This window comes from Zoogloea sp. GW822-FHT05C07, assembly GCF_058800215.1.
Genome location: NZ_CM179510.1, coordinates 1,478,752 through 1,503,189 on the forward strand (window position 1 = coordinate 1,478,752; position 24,438 = coordinate 1,503,189).

At 67.8% G+C, this 24,438-nt stretch carries 20 protein-coding genes; 10 read left to right on the forward strand and 10 right to left on the reverse strand.

Going from position 1 to position 24,438, the window contains the following annotated elements; translation table 11 throughout:
* Nucleotides 1–7: 7 nt before the first annotated feature.
* From AC3QL2_RS07050 to hemF, 9 genes are all read left to right on the forward strand, one after another.
* Nucleotides 8–1,975 carry an RNB domain-containing ribonuclease gene (locus AC3QL2_RS07050; protein WP_493235618.1) on the forward strand — a complete coding sequence of 656 codons (1,968 nt, stop codon included), beginning with the start codon at nt 8–10 and terminating at the stop codon, nt 1,973–1,975.
* Between the two features lie 11 nt (nt 1,976–1,986).
* Entirely contained in the window at nt 1,987–2,958 is a 972-nt protein-coding gene (locus tag AC3QL2_RS07055; protein WP_493235616.1) for an energy transducer TonB, read from the forward strand.
* A 7-nt stretch (nt 2,959–2,965) separates the two neighbouring features.
* Nucleotides 2,966–3,784, forward strand: coding sequence for a shikimate dehydrogenase (gene aroE, locus AC3QL2_RS07060; protein ID WP_493235615.1), 819 nt, complete (start codon nt 2,966–2,968; stop codon nt 3,782–3,784).
* A gap of 11 nt (nt 3,785–3,795) precedes the next feature.
* Nucleotides 3,796–4,488, forward strand: coding sequence for a monofunctional biosynthetic peptidoglycan transglycosylase (gene mtgA / locus AC3QL2_RS07065; protein WP_493235614.1), 693 nt, complete (start codon nt 3,796–3,798; stop codon nt 4,486–4,488).
* Between the two features lie 111 nt (nt 4,489–4,599).
* On the forward strand, nt 4,600–5,628 hold the full coding sequence (gene dusB, locus AC3QL2_RS07070) for a tRNA dihydrouridine synthase DusB (protein WP_493235612.1): 1,029 nt from the start codon (nt 4,600–4,602) through the stop codon (nt 5,626–5,628).
* Entirely contained in the window at nt 5,625–5,864 is a 240-nt protein-coding gene (locus tag AC3QL2_RS07075) for a helix-turn-helix domain-containing protein (protein ID WP_079436885.1), read from the forward strand. Before dusB ends, AC3QL2_RS07075 begins: the two co-directional genes overlap by 4 nt.
* 66 nt (nt 5,865–5,930) lie before the next feature.
* The gene (gene purH / locus AC3QL2_RS07080; protein ID WP_493235611.1) at nt 5,931–7,499 is read left to right on the forward strand and encodes a bifunctional phosphoribosylaminoimidazolecarboxamide formyltransferase/IMP cyclohydrolase; all 1,569 of its coding nucleotides are present in this window, start codon (nt 5,931–5,933) and stop codon (nt 7,497–7,499) included.
* A 14-nt stretch (nt 7,500–7,513) separates the two neighbouring features.
* Nucleotides 7,514–8,803 (forward strand): phosphoribosylamine--glycine ligase, encoded by a 1,290-nt coding sequence (gene purD / locus AC3QL2_RS07085; protein ID WP_493235609.1) that lies wholly within the window; start codon nt 7,514–7,516, stop codon nt 8,801–8,803.
* An 84-nt stretch (nt 8,804–8,887) separates the two neighbouring features.
* Complete coding sequence (gene hemF, locus AC3QL2_RS07090; protein WP_493235608.1) at nt 8,888–9,796, forward strand: oxygen-dependent coproporphyrinogen oxidase; 909 nt, start codon at nt 8,888–8,890, stop codon at nt 9,794–9,796.
* Nucleotides 9,797–9,942: 146 nt separating this feature from the next.
* Here hemF and ahpC read toward each other — a convergent pair whose 3' ends face one another.
* The 5 genes from ahpC to hemC form a co-directional block, all read right to left on the reverse strand.
* On the reverse strand, nt 9,943–10,506 hold the full coding sequence (gene ahpC, locus AC3QL2_RS07095; RefSeq protein WP_493235607.1) for an alkyl hydroperoxide reductase subunit C: 564 nt from the start codon (nt 10,504–10,506) through the stop codon (nt 9,943–9,945).
* Nucleotides 10,507–10,718: 212 nt separating this feature from the next.
* Nucleotides 10,719–11,894 carry a heme biosynthesis HemY N-terminal domain-containing protein gene (locus AC3QL2_RS07100; RefSeq protein ID WP_493235606.1) on the reverse strand — a complete coding sequence of 392 codons (1,176 nt, stop codon included), beginning with the start codon at nt 11,892–11,894 and terminating at the stop codon, nt 10,719–10,721.
* Between the two features lie 8 nt (nt 11,895–11,902).
* A complete protein-coding gene (locus AC3QL2_RS07105; protein ID WP_493235604.1) occupies nt 11,903–13,000 on the reverse strand; it encodes a uroporphyrinogen-III C-methyltransferase in 1,098 nt (365 codons plus the stop codon).
* Between the two features lie 10 nt (nt 13,001–13,010).
* Nucleotides 13,011–13,853, reverse strand: a complete 843-nt coding sequence (locus tag AC3QL2_RS07110; RefSeq protein ID WP_493235602.1) for a uroporphyrinogen-III synthase — start codon at nt 13,851–13,853, stop codon at nt 13,011–13,013.
* Nucleotides 13,822–14,751 (reverse strand): hydroxymethylbilane synthase, encoded by a 930-nt coding sequence (hemC, locus tag AC3QL2_RS07115; RefSeq protein ID WP_493235600.1) that lies wholly within the window; start codon nt 14,749–14,751, stop codon nt 13,822–13,824. Before hemC ends, AC3QL2_RS07110 begins: the two co-directional genes overlap by 32 nt.
* Nucleotides 14,752–14,948: 197 nt before the next feature.
* Here hemC and ppc point away from each other — a divergent pair, with 197 nt between their 5' ends.
* Nucleotides 14,949–17,711 carry a phosphoenolpyruvate carboxylase gene (gene ppc, locus AC3QL2_RS07120; RefSeq protein WP_493235599.1) on the forward strand — a complete coding sequence of 921 codons (2,763 nt, stop codon included), beginning with the start codon at nt 14,949–14,951 and terminating at the stop codon, nt 17,709–17,711.
* Between the two features lie 47 nt (nt 17,712–17,758).
* On the opposite strand, the gene AC3QL2_RS07125 is transcribed toward ppc, so the two are convergent.
* From AC3QL2_RS07125 to AC3QL2_RS07145, 5 genes are all read right to left on the reverse strand, one after another.
* Nucleotides 17,759–19,387, reverse strand: coding sequence for a methyl-accepting chemotaxis protein (locus tag AC3QL2_RS07125; RefSeq protein WP_493235597.1), 1,629 nt, complete (start codon nt 19,385–19,387; stop codon nt 17,759–17,761).
* A gap of 134 nt (nt 19,388–19,521) precedes the next feature.
* A complete protein-coding gene (locus tag AC3QL2_RS07130) occupies nt 19,522–20,079 on the reverse strand; it encodes a hypothetical protein (RefSeq protein ID WP_481119647.1) in 558 nt (185 codons plus the stop codon).
* 281 nt (nt 20,080–20,360) lie between these two features.
* The gene (locus AC3QL2_RS07135; RefSeq protein ID WP_493235595.1) at nt 20,361–22,490 is read right to left on the reverse strand and encodes a YgiQ family radical SAM protein; all 2,130 of its coding nucleotides are present in this window, start codon (nt 22,488–22,490) and stop codon (nt 20,361–20,363) included.
* A 134-nt stretch (nt 22,491–22,624) separates the two neighbouring features.
* Nucleotides 22,625–23,392 carry a LytR/AlgR family response regulator transcription factor gene (locus tag AC3QL2_RS07140; RefSeq protein WP_493235594.1) on the reverse strand — a complete coding sequence of 256 codons (768 nt, stop codon included), beginning with the start codon at nt 23,390–23,392 and terminating at the stop codon, nt 22,625–22,627.
* The gene (locus tag AC3QL2_RS07145) at nt 23,389–24,408 is read right to left on the reverse strand and encodes a sensor histidine kinase (protein WP_493235592.1); all 1,020 of its coding nucleotides are present in this window, start codon (nt 24,406–24,408) and stop codon (nt 23,389–23,391) included. Before AC3QL2_RS07145 ends, AC3QL2_RS07140 begins: the two co-directional genes overlap by 4 nt.
* Nucleotides 24,409–24,438: the final 30 nt, after the last annotated feature.

The following is a 24,438-nucleotide window of genomic DNA, read 5'->3' on the forward strand; positions in this document are numbered from 1 at the left end:
CCATTCCATGAATCTGCTCTTCGAAGAGGATGGTGCCTTCAAGACCGGCACCATCCTGACCGACAACGACGCCTCCCTGCAGGTGGAAACGCCCTACGGCAAGCGCCTCAAGCTGAAGAGCAAGGATGTGCTGCTGCGCTTCAACCAGCCCTCCGCCAGCGAACTGCTGGACCGCGCCGACGCCGAGGCGAGCGGCCTCGACACCGAATTCCTGTGGGAAGTCTGCGGTGACGAGGAGTTCGGCTTTGCCGAGTTCGCCCAGGAATACTTCGGCCATGTGCCGAGCCCGGTGGAGTCCGTCGCCGTGCTGCTGCGCCTGCACGCCGCGCCGATCTACTTCCACCGCAAGGGCAAGGGCCGTTTCCGCAAGGCACCGGCCGAGATCCTGCAGGCCGCCCTCGCCGGCCTCGAGAAGAAGCAACAGCAGGCGGCGGCCGTCGAGCGCATGCGCGACGAACTGCTGGGCGGCCAGCTGCCGGAAGAGCTCAAACCGCTGATCCGCCAGCTCCTCTACAAGCCGGACCGCAACCGCCTCGAAACCAAGGCCCTGGAAGCCGCCAGTGCCGAAAACGGCAAGTCGGCGGCCCGCCTGCTACTCGACTGCGGCGCGCTGGCCTCGACCCACGAGCTGCATTTCGACCGTTTCCTGTTCGAGTACTTCCCGGACGGCACCGCCTTCCCGGCCGTCGAAGCGCCGGTCGATCCCACCGACCTGCCGCTCGCCGAAGTGCGCGCCTTCTCCATCGATGATGCCGCCACCACCGAGATCGACGATGCCTTCTCGGTCACGCCGACCACCGACGGCTGGCGCATCGGCATCCACATCGCCGCGCCGGGCCTGGGCTTCGGCCGCGACTCGGCCCTCGACGGGATCGCCCGCGGACGCCTGTCCACGGTGTACATGCCCGGCAACAAGATCACCATGCTGCCGGACGACGTGGTGGCCCGCTTCACGCTGGGCGAAGGGCGCGACTGTCCGGCCCTGTCCCTGTACCTGGAGGTCAGCCGCGACCTGATCGTCACCGGCAACAGTTCGCGCCTCGAACGCGTGCCAGTGGTCGCCAACCTGCGCCACCACGACATCGAGCCGGTCTTCAACGAAACCACGCTGGCCGACGGTGGCCCGGACTTCCAGTGGAAGACCGAGCTGACCCTGCTGTGGGAACTGGCCACCGTCCTAGAGGCCGGCCGCGGCAAGCCTTCCGCCAACCAGAACATGGTGGACTACAATTTCAGCGTCGACTGGAACGAGACCACCGACGACGGCCCCGGCCGCATCGAGATCGGCCGCCGCCCGCGCGGCTCGCCCCTCGACAAGCTGGTCGCGGAACTGATGATCGCCGCCAACAGCACCTGGGGCAAGGCTCTCGCCGACGCCGGTATTCCGGCCCTGTACCGGGCCCAGACCGGCGGCAAGGTGCGCATGACCACCGCCGCCGCGCCCCACGAAGGCCTCGGCGTCGACTGTTACGCCTGGTCCAGTTCCCCGCTGCGGCGCTACGTGGACCTGGTCAACCAATGGCAGCTGATCAGCTGGCTGCGCGGCACGGCACCGACCTTCCCGCCCAAGTCGCCGGAACTGATCGCCGCGATGCGCGACTTCGAACTCACCTATGCCGCCTACGCCGAATTCCAGCGCGGCATGGAACGCTACTGGTGCGTGCGCTGGCTGCGCCAGGCCGGCCATCCGCAGGTGACGGCCCGTGTGCTACGCGAAAGCCTGGTCCGCCTCGACGACATCCCCTTCGTCTTCAAGGTCCCGTCGCTGCCGACGCTGCCGCCGGGCACGCGGGTCCGCCTGGCCCTCGAGCGTAGCGACCTGGTGGACGTGGAAGTCCGCGCCACCTACGTCGAAACCGTGGGCGAAGCGAGTGGTGACCCGCTCCCCGAAGACGAAGAGCTGCTCCCCGACGAGGCGCCGGCTGAAGACGCACCCGCGCCCACCGCCACGGAAGCGCCTCCTGCCGCCGCCTGACCGCGAGTCCCATGCAAGCCCTGCGCCGCCCCCAGCCTCCCCAGCCGAGCGCTCCACCAAGCACTCTGCCAAGCGCGCCTCCCGCCGCCGGCAAGGGCGGCATCTGGCCGACCTTCACCGGCGGCACCGCCCGCTACGCGCTGGAATGGGGGGTCGGCCTGTCCCTGGCCGCTCACACCGTCCTGCTGTCCATCCATTTCGTGATGCCGGACGCGGACAAACTGCGCCACCGGGACAAAGGGCTGGAAGTGGTGCTAGTCAATTCGCGCCACGCCGAGCGCCCCGAGCAGGCCGACGTACTGGCCCAGACCAACCTCGACGCCGGCGGCACCGACGGCGCGGAGGCCCGGCCGAGCACGCCGCTGCCGCCGCTGGAGCAGACCCGCTCCGGCGACAGCCTGGTCGAGGCCCAGCGCCGCGCCGAGGCCCCGGAAACGCCCCAGTCCCAGGTCATGACCGCCAGCCGCAGCCAAGCGGCGCTGCCGGTGAACAACCAGCAGGTCTCGCCCACCGAAGCCCCGCGCCAGGTGTCGGGCTACGATCTCCTTGACAGCTCCGCCGCGGTGGCCCGCATCGAGGCGCAGATCGACAAGGACCTGGTGGATTACTCAGCCCGGCCGCGCAAGAAGTTCATCGGTGCCCGTGCCAACGAATACCGCTTCGCTCAGTACGCCGAAGACTGGCGCCAGAAGATCGAACGGGTCGGCACCCTCAACTACCCGGACGCCGCCCGCGGCAAGCTCTACGGCAGCCTGCTGCTGTCCGTCACCATCCGTGCCGATGGCAGCGTACAGAGCATCGACATCCACCGCTCGTCCGGCCACAAGGTGCTGGACGAAGCAGCCCGGCGCATCGTCCAGCTGGCAGCCCCTTATGCGGCCTTTCCGCCGGACATCCGGCGTGACACCGACGTGATCGAGATCACCCGCACCTGGACCTTCACCAACTCGGACGTGCTGCAGACGTCCGCCAAAAAAGAGTAAGCCCACGATGGACCGTTACGCCGTCATCGGCAACCCGATCGCGCACAGCAAGTCGCCGCGCATCCACACCCTGTTTGCCGCCCAGACCGGCCAGGCCCTCAGCTACGAAGCGCTGCTGGCGCCCCTCGACGGCTTCGTTGCCAGCGTAGAGGCCTTCCGCGCTGCCGGCGGCCGTGGCCTCAACGTGACCGTGCCCTTCAAGCTCGAAGCCTTCGATTTCGCCGACCGCCACACTCCGCGGGCGCTGGCCGCCGGCGCGGTCAACACGCTGGCCCTCGGCCCCGATGGCGTGCTCGGCGACAACACCGACGGCGCCGGCATCCTGCGCGACATCACCGTCAACCTTGGCTGCCCGGTGGAAGGCCGCCGCGTGCTGCTGCTCGGTGCCGGCGGCGCCGCCCGCGGCACCATCCTGCCGCTGCTCGACGCGCAGCCGGCCAGCCTCACCATCGCCAACCGCACGGCCGTCAAGGCCGTCCAGTTGGCCGACGAGTTCTCCTCCGGGGCCCAGCGCCCGCAGGGCTGCGGCTTTGCCGAACTGGCCGGCGAGTGCTTCGACGTGGTCATCAACGCCACCAGCTCCAGCCTGTCCGACGCGGCCCCCGACCTGCCGGCCGGCCTGTACGCCCCCGGCAGCCTGGCCTACGACATGATGTACGGCAAGGGCGACACCCCGTTCATGCGCGCAGCCCGCGAGCAAGGCGCCGCGCGCCTGGCCGACGGCCTCGGCATGCTCGTCGAACAGGCCGCCGAGAGCTTCCTGCTATGGCGCGGCGTCCGCCCCCAGAGCGCCCCCGTTCTCGCCGAACTGCGCGCCAGCCTGTAGGCGCGCCGGCGGTGAAAACCCTCTGGCACTGGACCCGCCGCGGCCTGCTGGCGCTGGTCCTGCTCCTCATCGCCTATCAGCTGTGGCTGCTCGGCCACGTGCTGTGGTGGAAATGGGAGCCGCCGTCGGAAACCAGCTTCATGAGCCTGCGTCGTGAGGAACTGCTGGCCCGCAATCCCGCCGCCCAGCTCCAGTACCGCTGGGTGCCGTACGAGAAGATCTCGGTACACCTCAAGCGCGCCGTCATCGCCGCCGAGGACGACAAGTTCGTGGACCATGAGGGCTTCGACTGGGACGGCATCCAGAAGGCCATCGAGAAGAACCAGAAGAAAGGCAAGGCCGTTGCCGGCGGCTCGACGATCAGCCAGCAGCTGGCCAAGAACCTGTTCCTGTCCCCGGCCCGCAGCTACCTGCGCAAGGCCGAAGAGGCCCTCATCACCGTGATGATCGAGAACCTGTGGGACAAGCGGCGCATTCTCGAGGTCTATCTCAACGTCGTCGAATGGGGCGACGGCATCTTCGGCTGCGAGGCCGCCGCCCAGCGCTATTACCGGGTTTCCGTGGCCCAGCTGGCGCCCGCCCAGGCGGCCCGCCTGGCGGTCATGCTGCCCAATCCGCGCAAGTACGAAAAGACCTACGGTCCACGCCTGGCGGCTCATGCAGTGCGCATCCAGAGCCGCATGCAGTACTCCGAAGTGCCCTGAAACGCTTCTCCCGAAAGGAAGAACCTCACGCCATTGCGGGAAGTCGGCACCTGCCAGACGGATGGCCCTTGAGGTAGAATGCGCTGCTTTTCCCCAGCTGTGCCTCCCCCGATGCAATTCGCCGGATTCACCTTGCGAAACAACCTGTTCGTCGCGCCCATGGCCGGCGTGACGGATCGTCCCTTCCGCCAGCTTTGCAAAAAGTTGGGGGCGGGTCTCGCCGTGTCCGAGATGGTCACCTCCAACTCCCTGCTCTACGGCAGCGCCAAAACCCAGCGGCGCGCCAACCACGACGGCGAGGTGGAACCGATCTCCGTGCAGATCGCCGGCGCCGATCCGGCCATGATGGCCGAAGCGGCCCGCCACAACATCGACCGCGGGGCGCAGATCATCGACATCAACATGGGCTGCCCGGCCAAAAAGGTCTGCAACGTGATGGCCGGCTCGGCGCTGATGCAGGACGAGCCGCTGGTCGCGCGCATCCTCGAGGCCGTCATCCAGGCCGCCGGCAGCACGCCGGTCACGCTCAAGTTCCGCACCGGCTGGAACAAGGCCAACAAGAACGCCCCGATGATAGCCCGCATCGCCGAGGAGTCCGGCGTGCAGCTGATCGCCATCCACGGCCGCACCCGCGCCTGCCAGTACACCGGCAACGCCGAGTACGACACCATCGCCGACGTGAAGACCCGCGTCCGCATCCCGGTGATCGCCAACGGCGACATCACCACGCCGCAAAAAGCGAAGTTCGTGCTCGACTACACCGGCGCCGACGGCGTCATGGTCGGCCGTGCCGCCCAGGGCCGCCCGTGGATCTTCCGCGAGATCGAACACTTCCTGAAGACCGGCGAAGAGCTGCCGCCCCCGCTGGTTTCCGAAATCCTGCAGGTGTGCAAGGAGCACCTCGCCGACCTCTACGCCTTCTACGGCGAAGACACCGGCGTGAAGATCGCCCGCAAGCACATCAGCTGGTACACCAAGGGCCTGGTCGGCTCCGCGCAGTTCCGCAAGACCATGAACACTCTGCCGACCGTCCAGGCACAGCTGGCTGCCATCGACGAATTCTTCGGCAGCCTTGCCGACCGGGACAGCCGCCTGGTCTATGCCGAACCCGAAGAATTCCCCCAGGAGCTTGCAGCATGAGCAGTACCAGCAATGAGATTGCCGAGTCCGTCTGCCGGGCGCTGGACACCTATTTTCGCGACCTCGACGGCGAAAAGCCGAATGCCCTGTACGACATGGTGATCAAGAACGTCGAACGTCCGATGCTCGAGTTCGTCCTCAAGCAGGCCGGCGGCAACCAGACCCTGTGTGCCGAAATGCTCGGCATCAACCGCAACACCCTGCGCCGCAAGCTCTCCGAGCACGAACTGCTCTGAGCGGCGCCCTCCCCGTTTTCCTCCATTGACCGCCGCGGCATCCCCGCGGCCTTCCAGAGAAACACCATGAAAGTCACCCAAGCCCTGCTCAGCGTCTCCGACAAGACCGGCGTGATCGAATTCGCCCGCGAACTGTCCGCCCTCGGCATCGCCCTGCTGTCCACCGGCGGTACCGCCAAGTCCCTCCGCGATGCCGGCCTGCCGGTCACCGACGTGTCCGACTACACCGGCTTCCCGGAGATGCTCGACGGCCGCGTGAAGACGCTGCACCCCAAGGTCCACGGTGGCATCCTGGCTCGCCGCGATCTGCCCGAGCACCTGGCCAAGCTGGAAGAGCACAGCATTCCGCGCATCGACCTGGTGGTGGTCAACCTCTACCCGTTCCAGGCCACCATCGCCAAGCCTGACTGCACGCTGGAAGACGCCATCGAGAACATCGACATCGGCGGCCCGACCATGGTCCGCGCGGCGGCCAAGAACCACGGCAATGAAGCCGGCGGCGTCGGCATCGTGACCGATCCGGAAGACTACGCGGCCATCGTCGCCGAGCTGAAGGGCAACGCCGGCGCGCTGTCCTACAAGACCCGTTTCGACCTGGCCCGCAAGGCTTTCACGCACACCGCCCGTTACGACAGCGCGATCTCCAACCACCTGACCGCGCTGGCCGACGACGGCTCCAAGAAGGCCTACCCGGAGCGCTTCCAGCTGGCCTTCGACAAGGTGCAGGACCTCCGCTACGGCGAGAACCCCCACCAGAGCGCCGCCTTCTACAAGGAATCCGAAGCCCCGGCCGGCGCCATCGCCGCCTACACCCAGGTGCAGGGCAAGGAGCTGTCCTACAACAACATCGCCGACTCCGACGCCGCGTGGGAATGCGTGAAGGCTTTTGACAGCACCGCCTGCGTCATCGTCAAGCACGCCAACCCGTGTGGCGTGGCCGTCGCCGCCAGCCCGCTGGAAGCCTACAAGAAGGCCTTCTCCACCGATCCGACGTCCGCCTTCGGCGGCATCATCGCCTTCAACACCACCGTCGACAAGGCCGCTGCCGAAGCCGTCAGCGCCCAGTTCCTGGAAGTGCTGATCGCCCCCGCCTACACCGACGAAGCCCTTGAACTTCTGAAGGCCAAGCAGAACGTGCGCGTGCTGATCGTGCCGCTGGGCCAGGTCAAGCAGCCGGATTACAAGCGCGTCGGCGGCGGCCTGCTGGTGCAGAGCGCCGACTTCGCGCCTATCACCGCGGCCGACTTGAAGGTCGTCACCAAGCGTGCGCCGACCGAACAGGAACTCGGCGACCTGCTGTTCGCCTGGCGCGTCGCCAAGTACGTCAAGTCCAACGCCATCGTCTATTGCAAGGACGGCATGACCATCGGCGTCGGCGCCGGCCAGATGAGCCGTGTGGACTCCGCCCGCATCGCCAAGATCAAGGCCGAGAACGCCGGCCTGGTGATCCCCGGCTGCGTGGTCGCGTCCGACGCCTTCTTCCCGTTCCGTGACGGTCTCGACGTGCTGGCCCAGGCTGGCGCCACCGCCGTCATCCAGCCGGGTGGCTCGGTGCGCGACGCCGAAGTGATAGCTGCTGCTGACGAGCAGGGCATCGCGATGGTCCTCACCGGCTTCCGCCACTTCCGTCACTGATCCGGGGCCCGTCCATGAAGATCCTCGTCATCGGCTCCGGCGGTCGCGAACACGCGCTGGCCTGGAGGCTGTCGCGCTCGCCGCGCATCCAGAAAGTCTTCGTCGCCCCCGGCAACCCCGGCACCGCCCGTGAGCCGGGCGTGGAGAACGTGGCGGTCACCGCGATCCCCGAGCTGGTCGAATTCGTCCGCAAGGAGCAGATCGCTCTGACGGTGGTCGGCCCCGAGGCGCCACTGGCCGCCGGCGTCGTCGACGCCTTCCGCGCCGCCGGCCTGCCGATCTTCGGGCCCACCAGGCTGGCCGCCCAGCTGGAGAGCTCGAAGGACTTCGCCAAGCAGTTCCTGATCCGCCACAACATCCCGACCGCCAAGTACCGCACCTTCTCCGACTCCGCCGAGGCTCATGCCTACGTGGACGCGGAAGGCGCGCCGATCGTCATCAAGGCCGACGGCCTGGCCGCCGGCAAGGGCGTGGTGGTGGCAATGACCCTCGACGAGGCCCACCAGGCCATCGACGCGATGCTCACCCACAACACGCTCGGCGTGCAGTACGACGAGCGCGGCCCGCGGGTTGTCATCGAGGAGTTCATGGACGGCGAGGAAGCCAGCTTCATCGTGATGGCCGACGGCCGCCACGCGCTGCCGCTGGCCACCTCCCAGGACCACAAGCGCCTGAAGGACGCCGACCTCGGCCCCAACACCGGCGGCATGGGCGCTTACTCACCGGCCCCAGTGGTCACCCCCGAGGTGCACGCCCGCGTGATGCGCGAGATCATCAACCCGACGCTGGCCGGCATGGCCGCCGACGGCCTGCCCTACACCGGCTTCCTGTACGCTGGCCTGATGATCGACGGCAAGGGCGCGCCTCGCGTGGTCGAATTCAACTGCCGCATGGGCGACCCGGAAACCCAGCCGATCATGATGCGCCTCAAGTCCGACCTGGTTGATCTGGTCGAGGCCGCCATCGCCGGCAAGCTCGACAAGATCGAGGCCGAGTGGGACCGCCGCTTCGCACTGGGCGTGGTGATGGCCGCCGCCGGTTACCCGGACAGCCCGCGCAAGGGCGACGCGATCCGCGGCCTGAACAGCGCCGTCTCCGACGACGTGCACGTCTTCCACGCAGGCACCACCGAAGCCGACGGCGAAGTGCGCACCAGCGGCGGCCGCGTGCTGTGCGTCACCGCCCTCGGCGACAACGTGAAGAGCGCCCAGAAGCTCGCCTACGAACAGGTGGACCAGATCCAGTTCGACGGCATGCAGTGCCGCCGCGACATCGGCTACCGCGCGGTCGGCCGCAAGGCCTGACGCCGGCAGCCTTGCCTGGCACCTGTTGATCCTGGCCGGCTCCTTGCAGAGCCGGCCTTTTTCTTTTCCATCGGAAAGACGCCCATGCCCGACCGCAACGCCGTCAAGGCCTATCTCCTCGACCTGCAGGCACGCATCGTCAGCGCCCTCGAAAGCTTCGACGGCAAGCCCTTCGTCACCGACAGCTGGGAGCGCCCGGCCGGCGGCGGCGGTCTCACCCGCCTGATCGAAGAGGGCAACTTCTTCGAACGCGGCGGCTGCAACTTCTCCCATGTGATGGGCGAAGGCCTGCCCCCGTCCGCCACCGCCGCACGCCCCGAACTGGCCGGCCGCAGCTACGAGGCGATGGGTGTGTCCCTGGTCCTGCATCCGCGCAACCCGTACTGCCCGACCGTGCACATGAACGTGCGCTTCTTCATCGCCTCCGCGCCGGGCAAGGACGACGTGTGGTGGTTTGGCGGCGGCATGGACCTGACGCCCTACTACCCCTTCGAGAAAGACGTCCGCCACTTCCACGCCACCTGCAAGGCCGCCGTGCTGCCGTGGGGCGAGGACGAGTACCAACGCCTGAAGGACTGGTGCGACCGCTACTTCTTCCTGAAGCACCGCAACGAGCCGCGCGGCGTCGGCGGCCTGTTCTTCGACGACCACGGCGCCGACGGCAAGGTGGATTTCGATGCGGCTTTCGCAATGACCCGCAGCGTCGGCGACGCCTTCCTGCCGGCCTACCTGCCGGTCGTCGAACGTCGCCGTGACACGCCCTACGGCGAGCGGGAACGCGACTTCCAGGCCTACCGCCGCGGACGCTACGTGGAGTTCAACCTGGTCTTCGACCGAGGCACCCTGTTCGGCCTGCAATCCGGCGGGCGCACCGAGTCCATCCTGATGTCCATGCCGCCGATCGTCAAATGGCGCTACGACTGGCACCCGGAGGCAGGCAGCGCGGAAGAGAAACTCTACACGGACTTCCTCGTGCCCCGCGACTGGGCTTGAAGGGCCTGAGGAACTGAAAGACACAAAAAAACCGCCGGATCGAATCCGGCGGTTTTTTTGTTGGCGCTCAAAATGCAATAACGCCCGGACGTCGCAAGGACGTCCGGGCGTTGCAGAACAGCTCGCCAGAACTGGCTGGCGGCTGATTAGATCTTGCCGACCAGGTCCAAGGACGGGGACAGGGTCGCCTCGCCCGGGGTCCACTTGGCGGGACACACTTCGCCCGGGTGGGAAGCCACGTACTGGGCAGCCTGCACCTTGCGCAGCAGTTCCTTGGCGTCACGGCCGATGCCCAGGTCATGAATCTCGGCGACCTTGATCACGCCTTCCGGGTTGATCACGAAGGTGCCGCGCAGGGCCAGGCCCTCTTCTTCGATCATCACGTCGAAGTTGCGGGTGATCGTGCCGGTCGGGTCACCAACCATCGGGTAGTTGATCTTCTTGATGGTGTCGGACGCGTCGGCCCAGGCCTTGTGCGTGAAGTGGGTATCGGTGGAAACGGAGTAGCACTCGACGCCCAGCTTCTGGAATTCGGGGTAGACGTCAGCCAGGTCGCCCAGCTCGGTCGGGCAGACGAAGGTGAAGTCAGCGGGGTAGAAGAAAACGACGGACCACTTGCCCTTCAGGTCGGCGTCGGAAACCGGAACGAACTTGCCATTGCTGAAAGCGGTAGCCTTGAACGGCTTGATTTCGGTATTGATCAGGGACATAGCTGTTTCCTTCACGGGTTGATGAATTCTGGAGATCACATGATAGGCCCGACAGCCCAATCGCTCAAATTGATTAGAGAAATAATCTGAATTGAGAAAAACTATCGAGCACGACGGGTCGCTGCACGGCTGGGCAAGCCCGAAAATTCTAACGGTATCCGCGGAATTTGAAAAAGGCATGACGAGCCGGCGAATGCCGGCCCGGTAAAACATCAGCGGCGCGACAGCTCCGCTGCCGCCCGGTAATGCCGGTTGGCATCGTCCGTGCGCTCGATACGTTCGGCTAGGTGGGCCAGCTCGACATGGGCCTCCCAGCCCGGGGCAATGGCCAGCGCGGCCTCCAGGTAACTCTCGGCTTTGCCCCACAACTGGGACTGCACGCACAGGCGGCCCAGGGTCAGCAGCAGCTGCGGGTCCCGCGGATGCTTCTTGAGCCATTCCTCGGCCCGGACCAGCCGGCCGCGGATATCGCCGTCGTCGCAGCGGCCGTACACACCGGCCAGCGTCGAATCCCATTCGCCCGCCAAGCGGGCCTCGATGACTTTCTGGGCACCGTCGCTGTCCCCCGCCGCGATCAGCGCGCGGGCCAGTTCGGTCACCACCGCCGCATCGCGCTGCTCGTCCCGCGGCACGCCCTGCCAGTAGGCCTGCAGGGCCCGGGCGTCGCCAACGCGCTGGCGCAGGCCTTCCTGGTGGGCGCGGCGCTTGACCGGCTCGGCCTGGTCCGGGCGCAGGGCCTTGACCTTGACCAGCTGACGCACCAGGCGCACCGCCTCCACCCAGTTGCCCTGGGACTGGGCCGTGCGCAGCGCCAGGCGCAGCGCGGCGATGTGGCGCTGACCACCGGCCTGCAGGTCGGCGATGCGCTCGGCGGCTTCGTCGAAACGACGGCCTTCCACCGCCAGTTCGGCCTCGGTCATCAGGCGCGCGACGCGGACCTCGCCGTCGTGCTCCGCGGCCTTGGCCAGCCAGTGGCGGTAGCGCTCGTCATCACGCATCGAATGGGCCGCTCGCGCCGCGATCAACGCCGCCAGGCCCGGCGACTCGGCGGCCTCGTAGGCGGCGATCGCCTGTTTGAGGGACTGGCCGAAGCGCCCTTCGATGCGCAGTCGGGTCGCGTCATAGAGCGCCTGGGATGCGCGCTCCTTGCTCTTCCGGGCGCGGAAACGCTGCACCGCGCCGGGCAGGGCCATCGTCCGCGAGACCAGGCGGGAGGCGCCGTAGAGCATGCCGAAGCCGCCGAGCAGCAGCAGGATCAGCAGATTGAGGGAAATCTGCACCCGGTACGGCGACCACACCAGCAGCGCATAACCTTCGTTGTAACGGCCGGCCACCGCGAGACCGGCGGCAAGGGCGAACAGGCCGAGCAACCACAACAATCCACGCATCGCCGACCTCAGTTCTTCTTGGCCGACTTGGCGGCATGTGTGCTCGCCGTGGCCTGGGTGGCCTCGACGCGCTTCTCCGGCGCCGCCATCAGGCTGCGCAGCGCGGACTGGCTGGCCTGCAGGGTCGGCAGGTCGACGCCGACCGGCGCCTTGCGCAGTTCAGCCAGATCCTGCCCGGCGGCCTTCACCGACGCGTCATTGCCATCGAAGTAGCGCTCCAGCCACTGGGCGGCGAGGCGTACGTCCTCGCGGAAGGAGTTGCCGTCCCGCGACAGCAGCGCCAGACGGGCATTGAGCAGGCGCAGCTTGAGGTTCTCGCGCAGGAACACCGCATTGCTCGGCGCCAGCAGCGCCGGGTCGGGCCGGTCCATGCGCTCGATGCGGACCAGCTGGCTGAACTCGGCCCAGAAATCCAGCCACAACCCCTTCAGCCAGCCGGCTTCGGCGTGGCCGGCCTTGGACGCATCGCCCCTCGGCTTGGCCTCGAAGGCCAGCGGCAGGTTGTCCAGCCGGCCGATCAGGGTTTCCAGCTTGAGGACCATCCCGCCCGCATCCACCTGCGGCAGCGACTTGAGGGTTTCGATGTCGCCGGCCAGCGCCTTGCGCAGCGGCAGCCACTGGGGACGGTCGATGTTGCCCAGGCGTGCGTCGGCGGTCTGCAGCGCAAACAGCGCGGCCTGCACGTTGCCAGCCAGTTGCAGTTGCTGCACGGCGATGGCCACGGCCTGGTCCACCTCGCCGAGCACGCGGTCGTCGCGGGTGCGGGAGAAGTCCTGGTACATGGCCTCCAGCGCCGCCTGCTGGCCCTGGGAATCGTTCAGGCGCGCCTCCAGGGCGCCCACCTTGCCCTGCAGTTCCTGCAGACGGTCCTGGGCTTCCTTCGCCAGCACGCGCCCTTCCTTGGCCAGGTTGTCGCCGTCGGCGGTGCGACGGGTCAGTTCATCCTGCAGATCGGTGATGCGGCTACGGGTGTCGGCCCATTGCCAGCCCAGCAGGACCAGCGCCACGGCGGCGACGATGAGGGTGGAACCGCGCCGCGAAGCGGGCGCCGACGACGCCGGCTGGGCGGCATCGATGGAGGGAAGGCTCGGAATTTCGTTGCTCATGAAAACGAGTTTAACCCGGATAAGTAGTGTGTTTGCGCTCGGCGAAATGGCCGACGAGGCCATCGATGAGGCCCTGGTCGCCGGCGCCGGTGGCAATCAACGTGGAAAAACCAGCCTCCTGCGCCGCCGCGGCGATGCGCGGGTGCGGCACGAATACCGGGATGTCCCGCAGGGCCGTGGCATCCGGCAAGGCCAGCAGATGGCCGACGCTCTCGCTGCTGGTCAGCGTCAGCGCATCGAGGCGCCCATCCCGGGCGCGGGTGACGACCGGCGCGAAATCTTCCGCCGGCCCGCTGCGGTGATAGCAGGTCAGGTAGTCGACCAGCGCACCGCGGGCCTTGAGGGTGTCGCCGAGCAGGTCGCGCCCGCCGTCGCCGCGCAGGATCAGCACCCGACGGCCAGCCACGGCGGCGGGCTGGAAAGCCGGCAAGGCCAGCACGGCCTCGCTGTCGAAGCCGTCGGCCGGCGCGATCACGTCGGCAAATCCCCGCGCCGCCAGGGCGGCTTCGCTGCCCTTGCCGACCGTCGCCAGCGCCACTCCGGCCGGCCAGGCGCCGATCACCGGCAGCATTGCGTCGAGGGCGAAATGCACCGCGTTGGGACTGACGAAGAAGACCAGCGTGAAATCGCCGAGGCGCCGGGCGGCGGCCTGCAGCGGCGATGGATCGGCCACCGGCGAGATGGTTAGCAGCGGAAAGCGCAGGGGCTCGGCCCCCAGCGCGGCAAGCGCCGCGCACAGGCTGTCGGCCTGCCCTGCCGGACGGGTGATGAGGATGGAGCGCCCGGCGAGGGGTTGCTGGCCGACGGCCATGATCGAATGGCTACAGGCCGGCGAGGATCTCGTCGGCGCCATCGGCCCGCAGGTCTTCGGCCAGCGCCAGGCCGAGGGCCTCCGGCTGGTCGATGGAGCCGCGCCGCTCGGCACGTGCGATGCGGGAACCATCGGGCAGCGCGACGAAGCCGCGCAGCCACAGCTGGCCGTCCTGCACTTCGGCGTAAGCGCCCAGCGGCACTTCACAGCTGCCGGCCAGCGCCCGCGAGGTGGCCCGTTCGGCGCGCACGCAGGCGGCGGAGTTGGGGTTGGCCAGCGGAGCGATCCACGCCGCCACTTCGGGACGATCAGCCAGCGCCTCGATGCCCAGCGCGCCCTGGCCGGCCGCCGGCAGCGACACGTGGGACGGCAGCGTGGCGCGGATGCGGCTGGCGAGGCCAAGGCGGGTCAGACCAGCGGCGGCGAGGATGATCGCGTCGTACTGGCCTTCGTCGAGCTTGCGCAGACGGGTGTCGAGGTTGCCGCGCAGGCTGGTGACCGCCAGCATCGGGTACTGGGCGTGGATCTGCGATTCACGGCGCAGGCTGGAGGTGCCCACCACGGCGCCCGGCGGCATGTCGTCGAGGCTCTCGTACTTGTTGGACACGAAAGCATCCAGCGGCACTTCACGGTCGGCGATAGCCACCAGCGCGAACTCGGGCGCGAGGGTCATCGGCACGTCCTTCATCGAATGCACGGCGATGTCGGCCGCCCGGTCGAGGAGCGCGGTTTCCAGCTCTTTCACGAACAGGCCCTTGCCGCCGACCTTGGCCAGCGGGCGGTCGAGGATCTGGTCGCCACGGGTGGTCATGCCCAGCAGTTCGACGCGGCAGGACGGGTACAAGGCTTCGAGACGGGCTTTGACGTGCTCGGCCTGCCACAGGGCGAGGCGGCTTTCACGGGTGGCGATGACGATGCGGTCGGGCGTAGAGGCGCTCACGGTATTCGGGCTCGGCTGGCGTAAATGGGCGGTTCGGAGGAATGGACAAGGCGGGAACCCACGGGCAAGCTGCAGACTTGCGCAGCGCAGCAATCAGGGTAGGCACCTATGGCGACCATTCGGGTCTGGATTCTAGCATGGCGCCCTGATGCGCCTCCCGCGCCGACCGTAACCGACAGGACAGGATTCCGCCCCCGATGAGCGAACAGACAAGCAGCGAAGACAAGGACCTCCCCCTCCGTGACGACATCCGCCTGCTCGGCCGCGTGCTTGGCGATACCGTGCGCGCCCAGGAAGGCGAAGCGGTGTTCGACCTGGTCGAGACCATCCGCCAGAGCTCGATCCGCTTCCGCCGCCACGAAGACCACGCCGCCCGCCGCGAACTCGAAGCCACGCTGGACTCCCTGTCCCGCGACCAGACCATCGACGTGGTACGCGCCTTCAGCTACTTCTCGCACCTCTCCAACATCGCCGAGGACCAGCACCACATCCGCCGCTCCCGCGCGCACCAGATCGCCGGCTCCGCGCCGAAGGAAGGCAGCCTGGCCCACGCGCTGGAGCGGGCCTTCGAGGCCGGCATGGGCAGTACGGAACTGGCAGCCTTCTTCGACACCGCCAACGTGGTGCCGGTGCTGACCGCCCACCCGACCGAGGTGCAGCGCAAGAGCATCCTCAACTGTCAGATGGCGATCGCCCGCCTGCTCGACGAGCGCGACCGCATGCAGCTGACCCCCGACGAGCAGGAAGCCAACGACGAGGCCCTGCGCCGCGCGGTGCTGACCCTGTGGCAGACGCGCATGCTGCGCACCGAGAAGCTGTCGGTGATGGACGAGGTCAGCAACGGCCTGTCCTACTTCGACTACAGCTTCCTGCGCGAACTACCGCGCCTCTACGCCAACGTGGAAGACCGCCTGGTGGCCCGCGATCGCAGCTGGGGCGCGCTGGAGCTGCCCAACTTCATGCGCGTCGGCAGCTGGATCGGCGGCGACCGGGACGGCAACCCCTTCGTCACCGCCGAGATCCTCGAAAAGGCCCTCGCCACCCAGGCCGAGAAGGCCCTGACCTACTTCATGGACGAGGTGCATACCCTCGGCTCCCAGCTATCCATCGCCCAAGGCCTGGTCAGCGCGTCCGACGCGCTGCTGCGCCTCGCCGGCGCATCGCCGGACGGCTCGCCGCACCGTAGCGACGAGCCCTATCGCCGCGCGCTCACCGGCGTCTATGCGCGCCTCGCCGCCACCTACGCGCAGCTCCTCGGCCACCAGCCGCCGCGCCACGCGGTTGCGCCGGCAGCGCCCTACGGCAGCCCGGACGAACTCGCCGACGAGCTGGAGATCGTGCACCGCTCCCTCACCGCCAACGGCCTCGGCACCCTCGCCCGCGGCCGCCTGCGCCACCTGCGCCGGGCGGTCTCGGTGTTCGGCTTCCACCTGGCACCGATCGACCTGCGCCAGAACTCCGACGTGCATGAGCGCGTCGTCGCCGAACTGCTGAAGGCCGCTGACCCGGCCAAGGACTACCTGGCCCTCGACGAAGCCGGCCGCATCGAGATGCTGCTCGAAGAGCTCGCCACCGCGCGCCCGCTGGCGTCCCCGTGGATCGAGTATTCCGAGGAAAGCCGCGGCGAGCTGGCGATCTTCCGCGCCGCCCGCGCCGCCCACCAGCGCTACGGCAAGGCCGCGGTACCCAACTGCATCATCTCCAAGACCGACGACGTCTCCGACATCCTAGAAGTCGCCGTGCTGGCCAAGGAAGCCGGCCTGCTACGCCCGGCCGAAGGCGTGCTGGACGTGAACATCATTCCGCTGTTCGAGACCATCGGCGACCTGCAGAACGCCGCCGGCGTGATGGACCGCCTGTTCTCGCTGCCCGCCTACATGGCCTTGCTGGCGTCCCGCCGCAAGGAGCAGGAAGTCATGCTCGGCTACTCCGACAGCAACAAGGACGGCGGCTTCCTGACCTCCGGCTGGGAGCTCTACAAGGCCGAGATCGGCCTGGTGGACACCTTTGCCCGCCACGGCGTGCGCCTGCGCCTGTTCCACGGCCGCGGCGGCTCCGTCGGCCGCGGCGGCGGCCCCAGCTACCAGGCCATCCTGGCCCAGCCGGGCGGCGCGGTGCAGGGGCAGATCCGCCTCACCGAGCAGGGCGAAGTCATCGCCTCCAAGTACGCCAACCCGGAAGTCGGCCGCCGCAACCTGGAAGTGCTGGCCGCCGCGACGCTGGAAGCCACGCTGTTCGCGCCGCGCGATCCGGCTCCGCGCCCCGAATACCTGGAAGCGATGGACGAGCTGTCGGACGCCGCCTTCAAGGCCTACCGCAACCTCGTCTATGAGACCGACGGCTTCGAGCGCTATTTCTGGGAATCCACGGTGATCTCGGAAATCGCCGCGCTGAACATCGGCAGCCGCCCGGCGTCCCGCAAGAAATCCACCGCCATCGAAGACCTGCGCGCCATCCCGTGGGTGTTCAGCTGGGCCCAGTGCCGCCTGATGCTGCCGGGCTGGTACGGCTTCGGCTCGGCGGTGCACGCCTACATCGCCAAGCACGGCGACGCCGGCCTGGCCCGCCTGCAGGCGATGCACAAGGAGTGGTCCTTCTTCTCGACGCTGCTGTCCAACATGGACATGGTGCTGGCCAAGAGCGACATCGCGATCGCCAGCCGTTATGCGGACTTGGTCAAGGACGGCGCGCTGCGCGAGGCGATCTTCCCGCGCATCGCCAAGGAGCACGCCAGCACCATCGAGATGCTGCTGACCATCAGCGGCCAGGGCGAGCTGCTGGACGCCAACCCGCTGCTCAAGCGCTCGATCCGCAACCGCTTCCCCTACCTCGACCCGCTCAACCACGTGCAGGTCGAACTGCTGCACCGCTACCGGGAAGGGCACCAGGACGAACGCGTGCGACGCGGCATCCACCTGTCCATCAACGGCATCGCCGCCGGCCTGCGCAACAGCGGCTGATACACGGTGCCGGGGGCCGGCATTCCGGCCCCCGGGCTGGCCCCCACCTACACCGCGTACTGGGTTACCGCAATCTCCATCCGCTCGACAGCCTGATTGAGGATCTGCACCGCCTCACGGGTCACTCCGATGACGGCCTGGTTCTGGTCGGTCATTGCCGACACGCGCTCGACGCTGCCGGTCAGGTGGGCCACCGCCCCCTGCTGCTCTTCGGACAGGCGCGAGATCCCGTTCACCATGTCCTGGGTTTCCGCCATCTGGCTCTGGATGGCCTGCAGGGCTTCACGGGCGTCCTGCACCAGGCGCACCCCCGCCTCCACCTGCACCGCGCCGGCGCGCATGCCATCCACAGCCTTGCCGGTTTCGGCCTGGATGCTGCCGATCATCGTGCCGATCTCCTGGGTCGCCTGGCCGGTGCGCTCGGCCAGCTTGCGCACCTCGTCGGCAACCACCGCGAAACCACGGCCCTGCTCGCCGGCCCGCGCCGCCTCGATGGCCGCATTGAGGGCCAGCAGGTTGGTTTGATCGGCAATCTCGCGGATCACGCCGGAAATGCGTGAAATCTCCGCCGACTGGGTGCCGAGGAACTCCACCTGCTGGGCCGACGTGGTGACTGTTTCGGCCAGCGCCAGGATGGTTTCACTGGCCTGCACCGACAGGCTGGCGCCCTGCACCGATACCTGGCTGGCCGCCTCCGCCGCCGCACGGGTTGCTGCCGCCGACGCGGCGACGGTGCCGATGGACTGGGAAATCTGTTCGATGCCCTGGGCCGCCGAGGCCGTCGCCTCGCCCTGCACCTCCGCCGAACTTGCGCTTTCGGCAACGCCCTGGGCAACCCGGCTGGCCACCTGCTGGACCTGCGACGCCGTATCCGCCATACCCTGGACCGTGGCCTGCACCGACGCGACGAAATCATCCAGCCCACGGCCGATCTGCCCGACGACGTCGGGTCGCGCCAGATGGAAACGCTGATCCAGGTTGCCGCTGGTCAGCAGGCGTTCGATATGGTCGGTGATGGCCCCCAGATCCCGCCGCATGCGCGGCACGAAGAAAGCCAGGAACCAGGCGCTCCACAGCAGGCCGATCAGGCCCAGGCCCTGCAATACATAAGGCGGCAGCTCCGACGCGAAACCCGACACCATCAGCAGGCTGCCGAGCAGGCAGCCAAAACCCACGCCGATCAGCTGCACCGGGAAGGAACCGAGCAGAGCCCACGGCGACACCCGCGCCGGCACCACGCGGCCATGTTCGATACGGATCGACGTGTCGCCATCGGTAATACGCTTGTAGGCCGCTTCCGCGGCGGCCACGTCGCCGGACGCCGGGCGCGCGCGGATCGACTGGTAGCCGGTGACGCGGCCATGCTCGCGCACCGGCGAGGCATTGGCGACGACCCAGTAATAGCCGCCGTCGCTGCGCCGGTTCTTGACCAGGCCGCGCCACGGACGCCCGGCCTGCAGGTCACGCCACATGTCGGCAAAGGCCTGCGGCGGCATGTCCGGATGACGCACCATGTTGTGCGACTGGCCGAGCATCTCCTCGCGGCGAAAACCGCTGACGGTGGCGAAGGCCTCGTTGGCCTCGATGATCGTGCCCTTCAGGTCGGTACGGGAATAGATGAACTCACCGTCCGGCAGCAGGGTTTCCGAACGGGTAACAGGCTGATTGATGCGCATGATGGCTGAGGCCTCGGCTCGGGTGTCCGGACGCAACGACCACAGCCAGCTCGCAGGAACGGCGAGCCGGCTGTCGGCAGGTTACAAGGGAAAGGGAGAAACGGCGTAACCGCCGCCTCTCCGGGGGCGGTGGCTTAGACCGCGCCGCGGGCTTCCCGCTTGGCGTCGGTGGCCAGGCCCATGACTTCGGCGAGGGTGAGCTTGTCGAGCTTGGGCTTGCGGGAGGCCAGGCCATCCACCAGGGTCACGACCTTCTGGGAGGCGGTCTGGCCCTTGAAGTCTTCCTTTTCGTAGCCGATCAGGTCGGCCAGTTCGTTCCAGGTCATGCCGTCCTGCAGCGGGATCAGCTCGACGGTGGCGCCGTTGAAATCGAACAGCACCGGCTTGGCGACGTTGACCACGAACAGGATCGCCTTGGAGCCTTCGGCGAAGTCTGGGCCGTACTTGGCCAACAGCGGTTCGACCAGGTCGAGCTGGTCGAGGGAGCCGGCCAGGAACACCAGCTTGTCGCCGGCGGCGAGGGACACGCCCTGCTTCAGCACGGCCTTCGGCGCGTTACGGCGGCCTTGGGCATCACCGACTTCCCCTTCGATCACCACCAGCTCGCCGCGATAGGCAGCCTTGTCGCCGACGGCTTCCTTGAAGTTCATGTTGAAGAGGAGTTGGTCTTTTTCGTAGCGGTCGTACAGCATGGCGGCTTCCTTGGCAGGTAGATGGCAAATGACCATTACTGTGCAAAAGGAATGCCAGCCCGTACGAAAACGGCCGTGCCTTGCAGGACAAGGCTTTCCGCGCCATCGGCGGACACCGGGGCTTGTCGCAAAGACGACAATGGTGCATCCCCGACGCGCGCAGAAAAGACAAGCCCGGCCGATCGGCCGGGCCCGTTTTCGCCCATTCAGCATGAGTCGAAACGGCGCTGGCTGAGTGACTCAGTAGAACACGCCGGCAGGCCGCCGGCGGCGATGAACTTTCAGCGCTTCCCGCGCGGCCGCGCGGCCGCAAGCGCCGGCGGCTTGCGGACCTCCGGCTGCGCACGGCGTGCACCGACAGGACTGGCGGCCTTGCCGCCGCTCTTGCGCGGCGCGCCGGCTGCGCACTTGCGTCCTTCACCACGGTCGAGGACCACCGGCTGATCGCGCGGCACCAGGTGGCGCGGAGATGCGCCGATCAGGTCGCCGCGGCCCATCGCCCGCAGGGCTTCGCGGATCAGCGGCCAGCCTTCCGGATCGTGGTAGCGCAGCAGCGCCTTGTGCAGGCGGCGCTGGCGGCCGGACTTGGGCGTATCGACCGCTTCGGATCCCGCCGACACCTTGCGTAGCGGGTTCTTGCCGGAATGGTACATCGTGGTCGCCATCGCCATCGGCGTCGGCATGAAGGTCTGCACCTGGTCGAGCTTGAAATTGTTGGTCTTCAGCCAGAGGGCCAGATTGACCATATCCTCGTCCGTGGTGCCCGGGTGGGCGGCGATGAAGTAGGGAATCAGGTGCTGCTTCTTGCCGGCTTCCTTCGAGAAGCGCTCGAACATCTCCTTGAAGCGGTCGTAGGTGCCGATACCCGGCTTCATCATCTTGGAGAGCGGGCCTTCCTCTGTGTGCTCGGGAGCGATCTTGAGCAGGCCGCCGACGTGGTGGGTGACCAGCTCCTTCACGTATTCCGGCGAGCGCACGGCGAGATCGTAGCGCAGGCCGGAGCCGATCAGCACCTTCTTCACGCCGGGGATCGCCCGCGCCTTGCGATACAGCTGGATCAGCGGGCCATGGTCGGTGCCGAGGTTTTCGCAGATGCCCGGAAAGACGCAGGACAGGCGCCGGCAGGAGGACTCGATCTTCGGATCCTTGCAGGCCATCCGGTACATGTTGGCGGTCGGGCCGCCGAGGTCGGAGATGGTGCCGGTGAAGCCCGGCGTCTTGTCGCGGATCTCCTCGATCTCCTTGAGGATGGAGGCCTCGGAGCGGCTCTGGATGATGCGCCCCTCGTGCTCGGTGATCGAGCAGAAGGTACAGCCGCCGAAACAGCCACGCATGATGTTGATCGAGAAGCGGATCATGTCCCAGGCCGGGATGCGCGCCTCGCCATAGCTCGGGTGCGGCTGGCGGGCGTAGGGCTGGCCGAAGACCCAGTCCATCTCCTCGGTGGAGAGCGGCAGCGGCGGCGGGTTGAGCCATACGTCGCGGCAGCCGGGGCCGACGCCATGGGCCTGGACCATCGCGCGGGCGTTGCCGGGGTTGGACTCCAGGTGGAAGGTGCGCGACGCGTGGGCGTACATCACCCGGTCGTCCTTCACCACCTCGTAGGCCGGCAGGCGGATGACCTGGTGGGCACGTGCGGCCTTGCGGGCGGCGACGCGCTCGGCGGCGGGCACGATGCGCACCGGCTGCGCGCCATCCGGCGTCGCCGGGGCGGTTTGCTGGGGCTCCATCGCATAGGGATCGGGATGAGGCTCGACGGGGCCGGGCCGGTCGATGGCGACGGAATCGATCTCCACGAAGCCCTCCGGGTGCCAGCCTGGCTTGACCATAAAGGCCGTGCCGCGCAGATCGCGGATCTCTTCGATCGGCTCGCCGGCGGCCAGGCGATGGGCCAGCGCAATCACCGCCCGTTCGCCGGAGCCGAAGATCAGCAGGTCAGCCTTGGAGTCGGGCAGCACCGAGCGGCGCACCTTCTCGGACCAGTGGTCGTAATGGGCGATGCGGCGCAGGCTGGCCTCGATGCTGCCGATCACGATGTTGGCGTCCGGATAGGCTTCGCGGGCGCGCTGGGCGTACACCACCACCGCCCGGTCGGGGCGCTTGTCGGGCTGCGCGTCCGCCGTGTAGGCGTCGTCCGAGCGCGGCTTGCGGTCGGCGGTGTAGCGGTTGATCATCGAATCCATGTTCCCGGCGGTAATGCCGTAGAACAGGCGAGGCTTGCCAAGAGCGCGGAAGGCGTCGGCGGAATGCCAGTCCGGCTGGCTGATGATGCCGACGCGGAAACCCTGGGCCTCCAGCGCGCGGCCGACCAGCGCCATGCCGAAACTGGGATGGTCGATATAGGCATCGCCGGTGACGACGATGATGTCGCATTCGTCCCAGCCGAGCGCGTCCATTTCCGCCCGGCTCATGGGCAGGAAAGGCGCCCGTTTCAGCTTGGGACGGTAAGGGGGATACGAAAGCAAAGAGGGGGTAGTGCCAGGTTTTTCCATGGGCACGATTGTACGGGAGCCCATCTTGGAACACCCGCGAAACCGGACGTTCCCTAGACCTTCAAGGCTTCCTTGACCACCGGCCACTGGCGCCGGCTGATCGGCAGCTGCTCGGCCAGCCCGTCGAACAGCACGACCCAGTGGGCTTCACCGTCTTCGCCGGTGGTGGCGCGTGCAACGCCTTTCACGGCATGGATGGCAATCAGGCTGTTGCGGTGGATGCGCAGGAAGCGGCCGTCGAATTCCTCTTCAAGCTGCACCAGGGATTCGTCGAGCAGATATTCCCGCTCGCGGGTGCGGGCCACCACGTATTTCTGCTCAGCCTTGAGGAACAGCACATCAGCCACCGGCACCAGCAGAATGCGCCCGCGCTCGCTGACGCAGAAATGCCCCCGCCCGCCCGGCGACAGCTGGCGCAGGGTGTCCTCCGATGGCCGGTGCTGGCGCCGCACCTTGGCCAGCGCGTCGGCGAGGCGGCTAGCACGCACCGGCTTGAGCAGGTAATCGATCGCCGCCAACTCGAAGGCCTGCACCGCGTACTCGTCGTAGGCGGTGGTAAACACCACGGCCGGCGGCGATTCGAGCCGTCCCAGGTGGCGGGCCAGCTCGATGCCGTTCATGACCGGCATGCGGATGTCCGTCAGCACCAGGTCCGCCCGCTCCCGCTCCAACACGGCCAGGGCTTCCACGCCATTGCCCGCAGCACCGATGACGCGGGTCGGGTGCACCTCGGCAAGATCGCCGAGCAGGTCCTGGAGGCGCGTGCGGGCCGGCGCTTCATCATCGACGATCAGCACGGAGAGCGGCGGCACGGCAGTCATCGGGCAACCCTGAAAGGCAGACGGATGCGCACCCGGTAAACGTCGTCCCCCTGCTCGACGTCCAAGCTCGCTTCCAGATCGAAGAACAGCATCAGGCGCTCCCGGATGTTGTCCACCGCCATGCGGTTGCCCACATGGTGCATGGCGACGCCGCATACGGGATTGGCGATCTCGATATGGACTTCCGCACCGCGCCGGGCCGTGGAGATGGCGACGGTGCCCCCCGCCTCTCCGGGCTCGATGCCGTGATAGACGGCGTTCTCGACTAGCGGCTGGAGCATCAGCGGCGGCACCAGCGCCGCATCGGCGGCCGGGTCCCTCGTCCAGTCCACCGCCAGCCGCCCGCCGAGGCGCAGGCGCTCCAGGCTCAGATAGCGTTCGCACAGGCGCGCCTCCTCGGCCAGCGGCACCAGGTCGCGGTTGTCCTGCATCAGGGCCCGGAACAGATCGGACAACTCCTCCAGGGCCTCCTCGGCCCGCCGTGGATTGGAACGCAGCACGCCCAGCACACCGTTCAGGCTGTTGAACAGGAAGTGCGGGCGGATCCGTGCGGTCAGCGCCAGCAGGCGGGCCTCGGCAAGCGCCGGCGCATAGGTTGCGCCACGGTGATGGAAATAGGCCAGCACACAACCGAGGGCCATCCAGGACCAGACCAGGGAACGCCCCAGGCCATAGCCATCCACCGGCGCCAGCAGCAGATGGGAGAGCACGGCCACCACCAGAACAAGTCCGCCCGCGGCGATGGCTCCACCCGGCGTCGGCAGGCGCCCCAGCACGGGCTGGAGCAGGAACAGCAGCGAAACCGACAGGATCAGCGGGAATTCGACCCGCATCGCCATGTCGAGCACGTCCTGCGCAAAGCGGCTGCCAGCCTCGTTGCGGACGAACACCGCCAGCAGGGCCAGTGCATTGACGAGCAGCAGGATGCGCAGCACGACCCCCAGATTGCGGAAGTCAGGCAAGGCCCCCTGGTAGCGCACACGGCCGGCAAGCTGCGGGTTTTGTTTTATACTCATGGGTCAAAAATCGGGCCAAAACCTTGAATC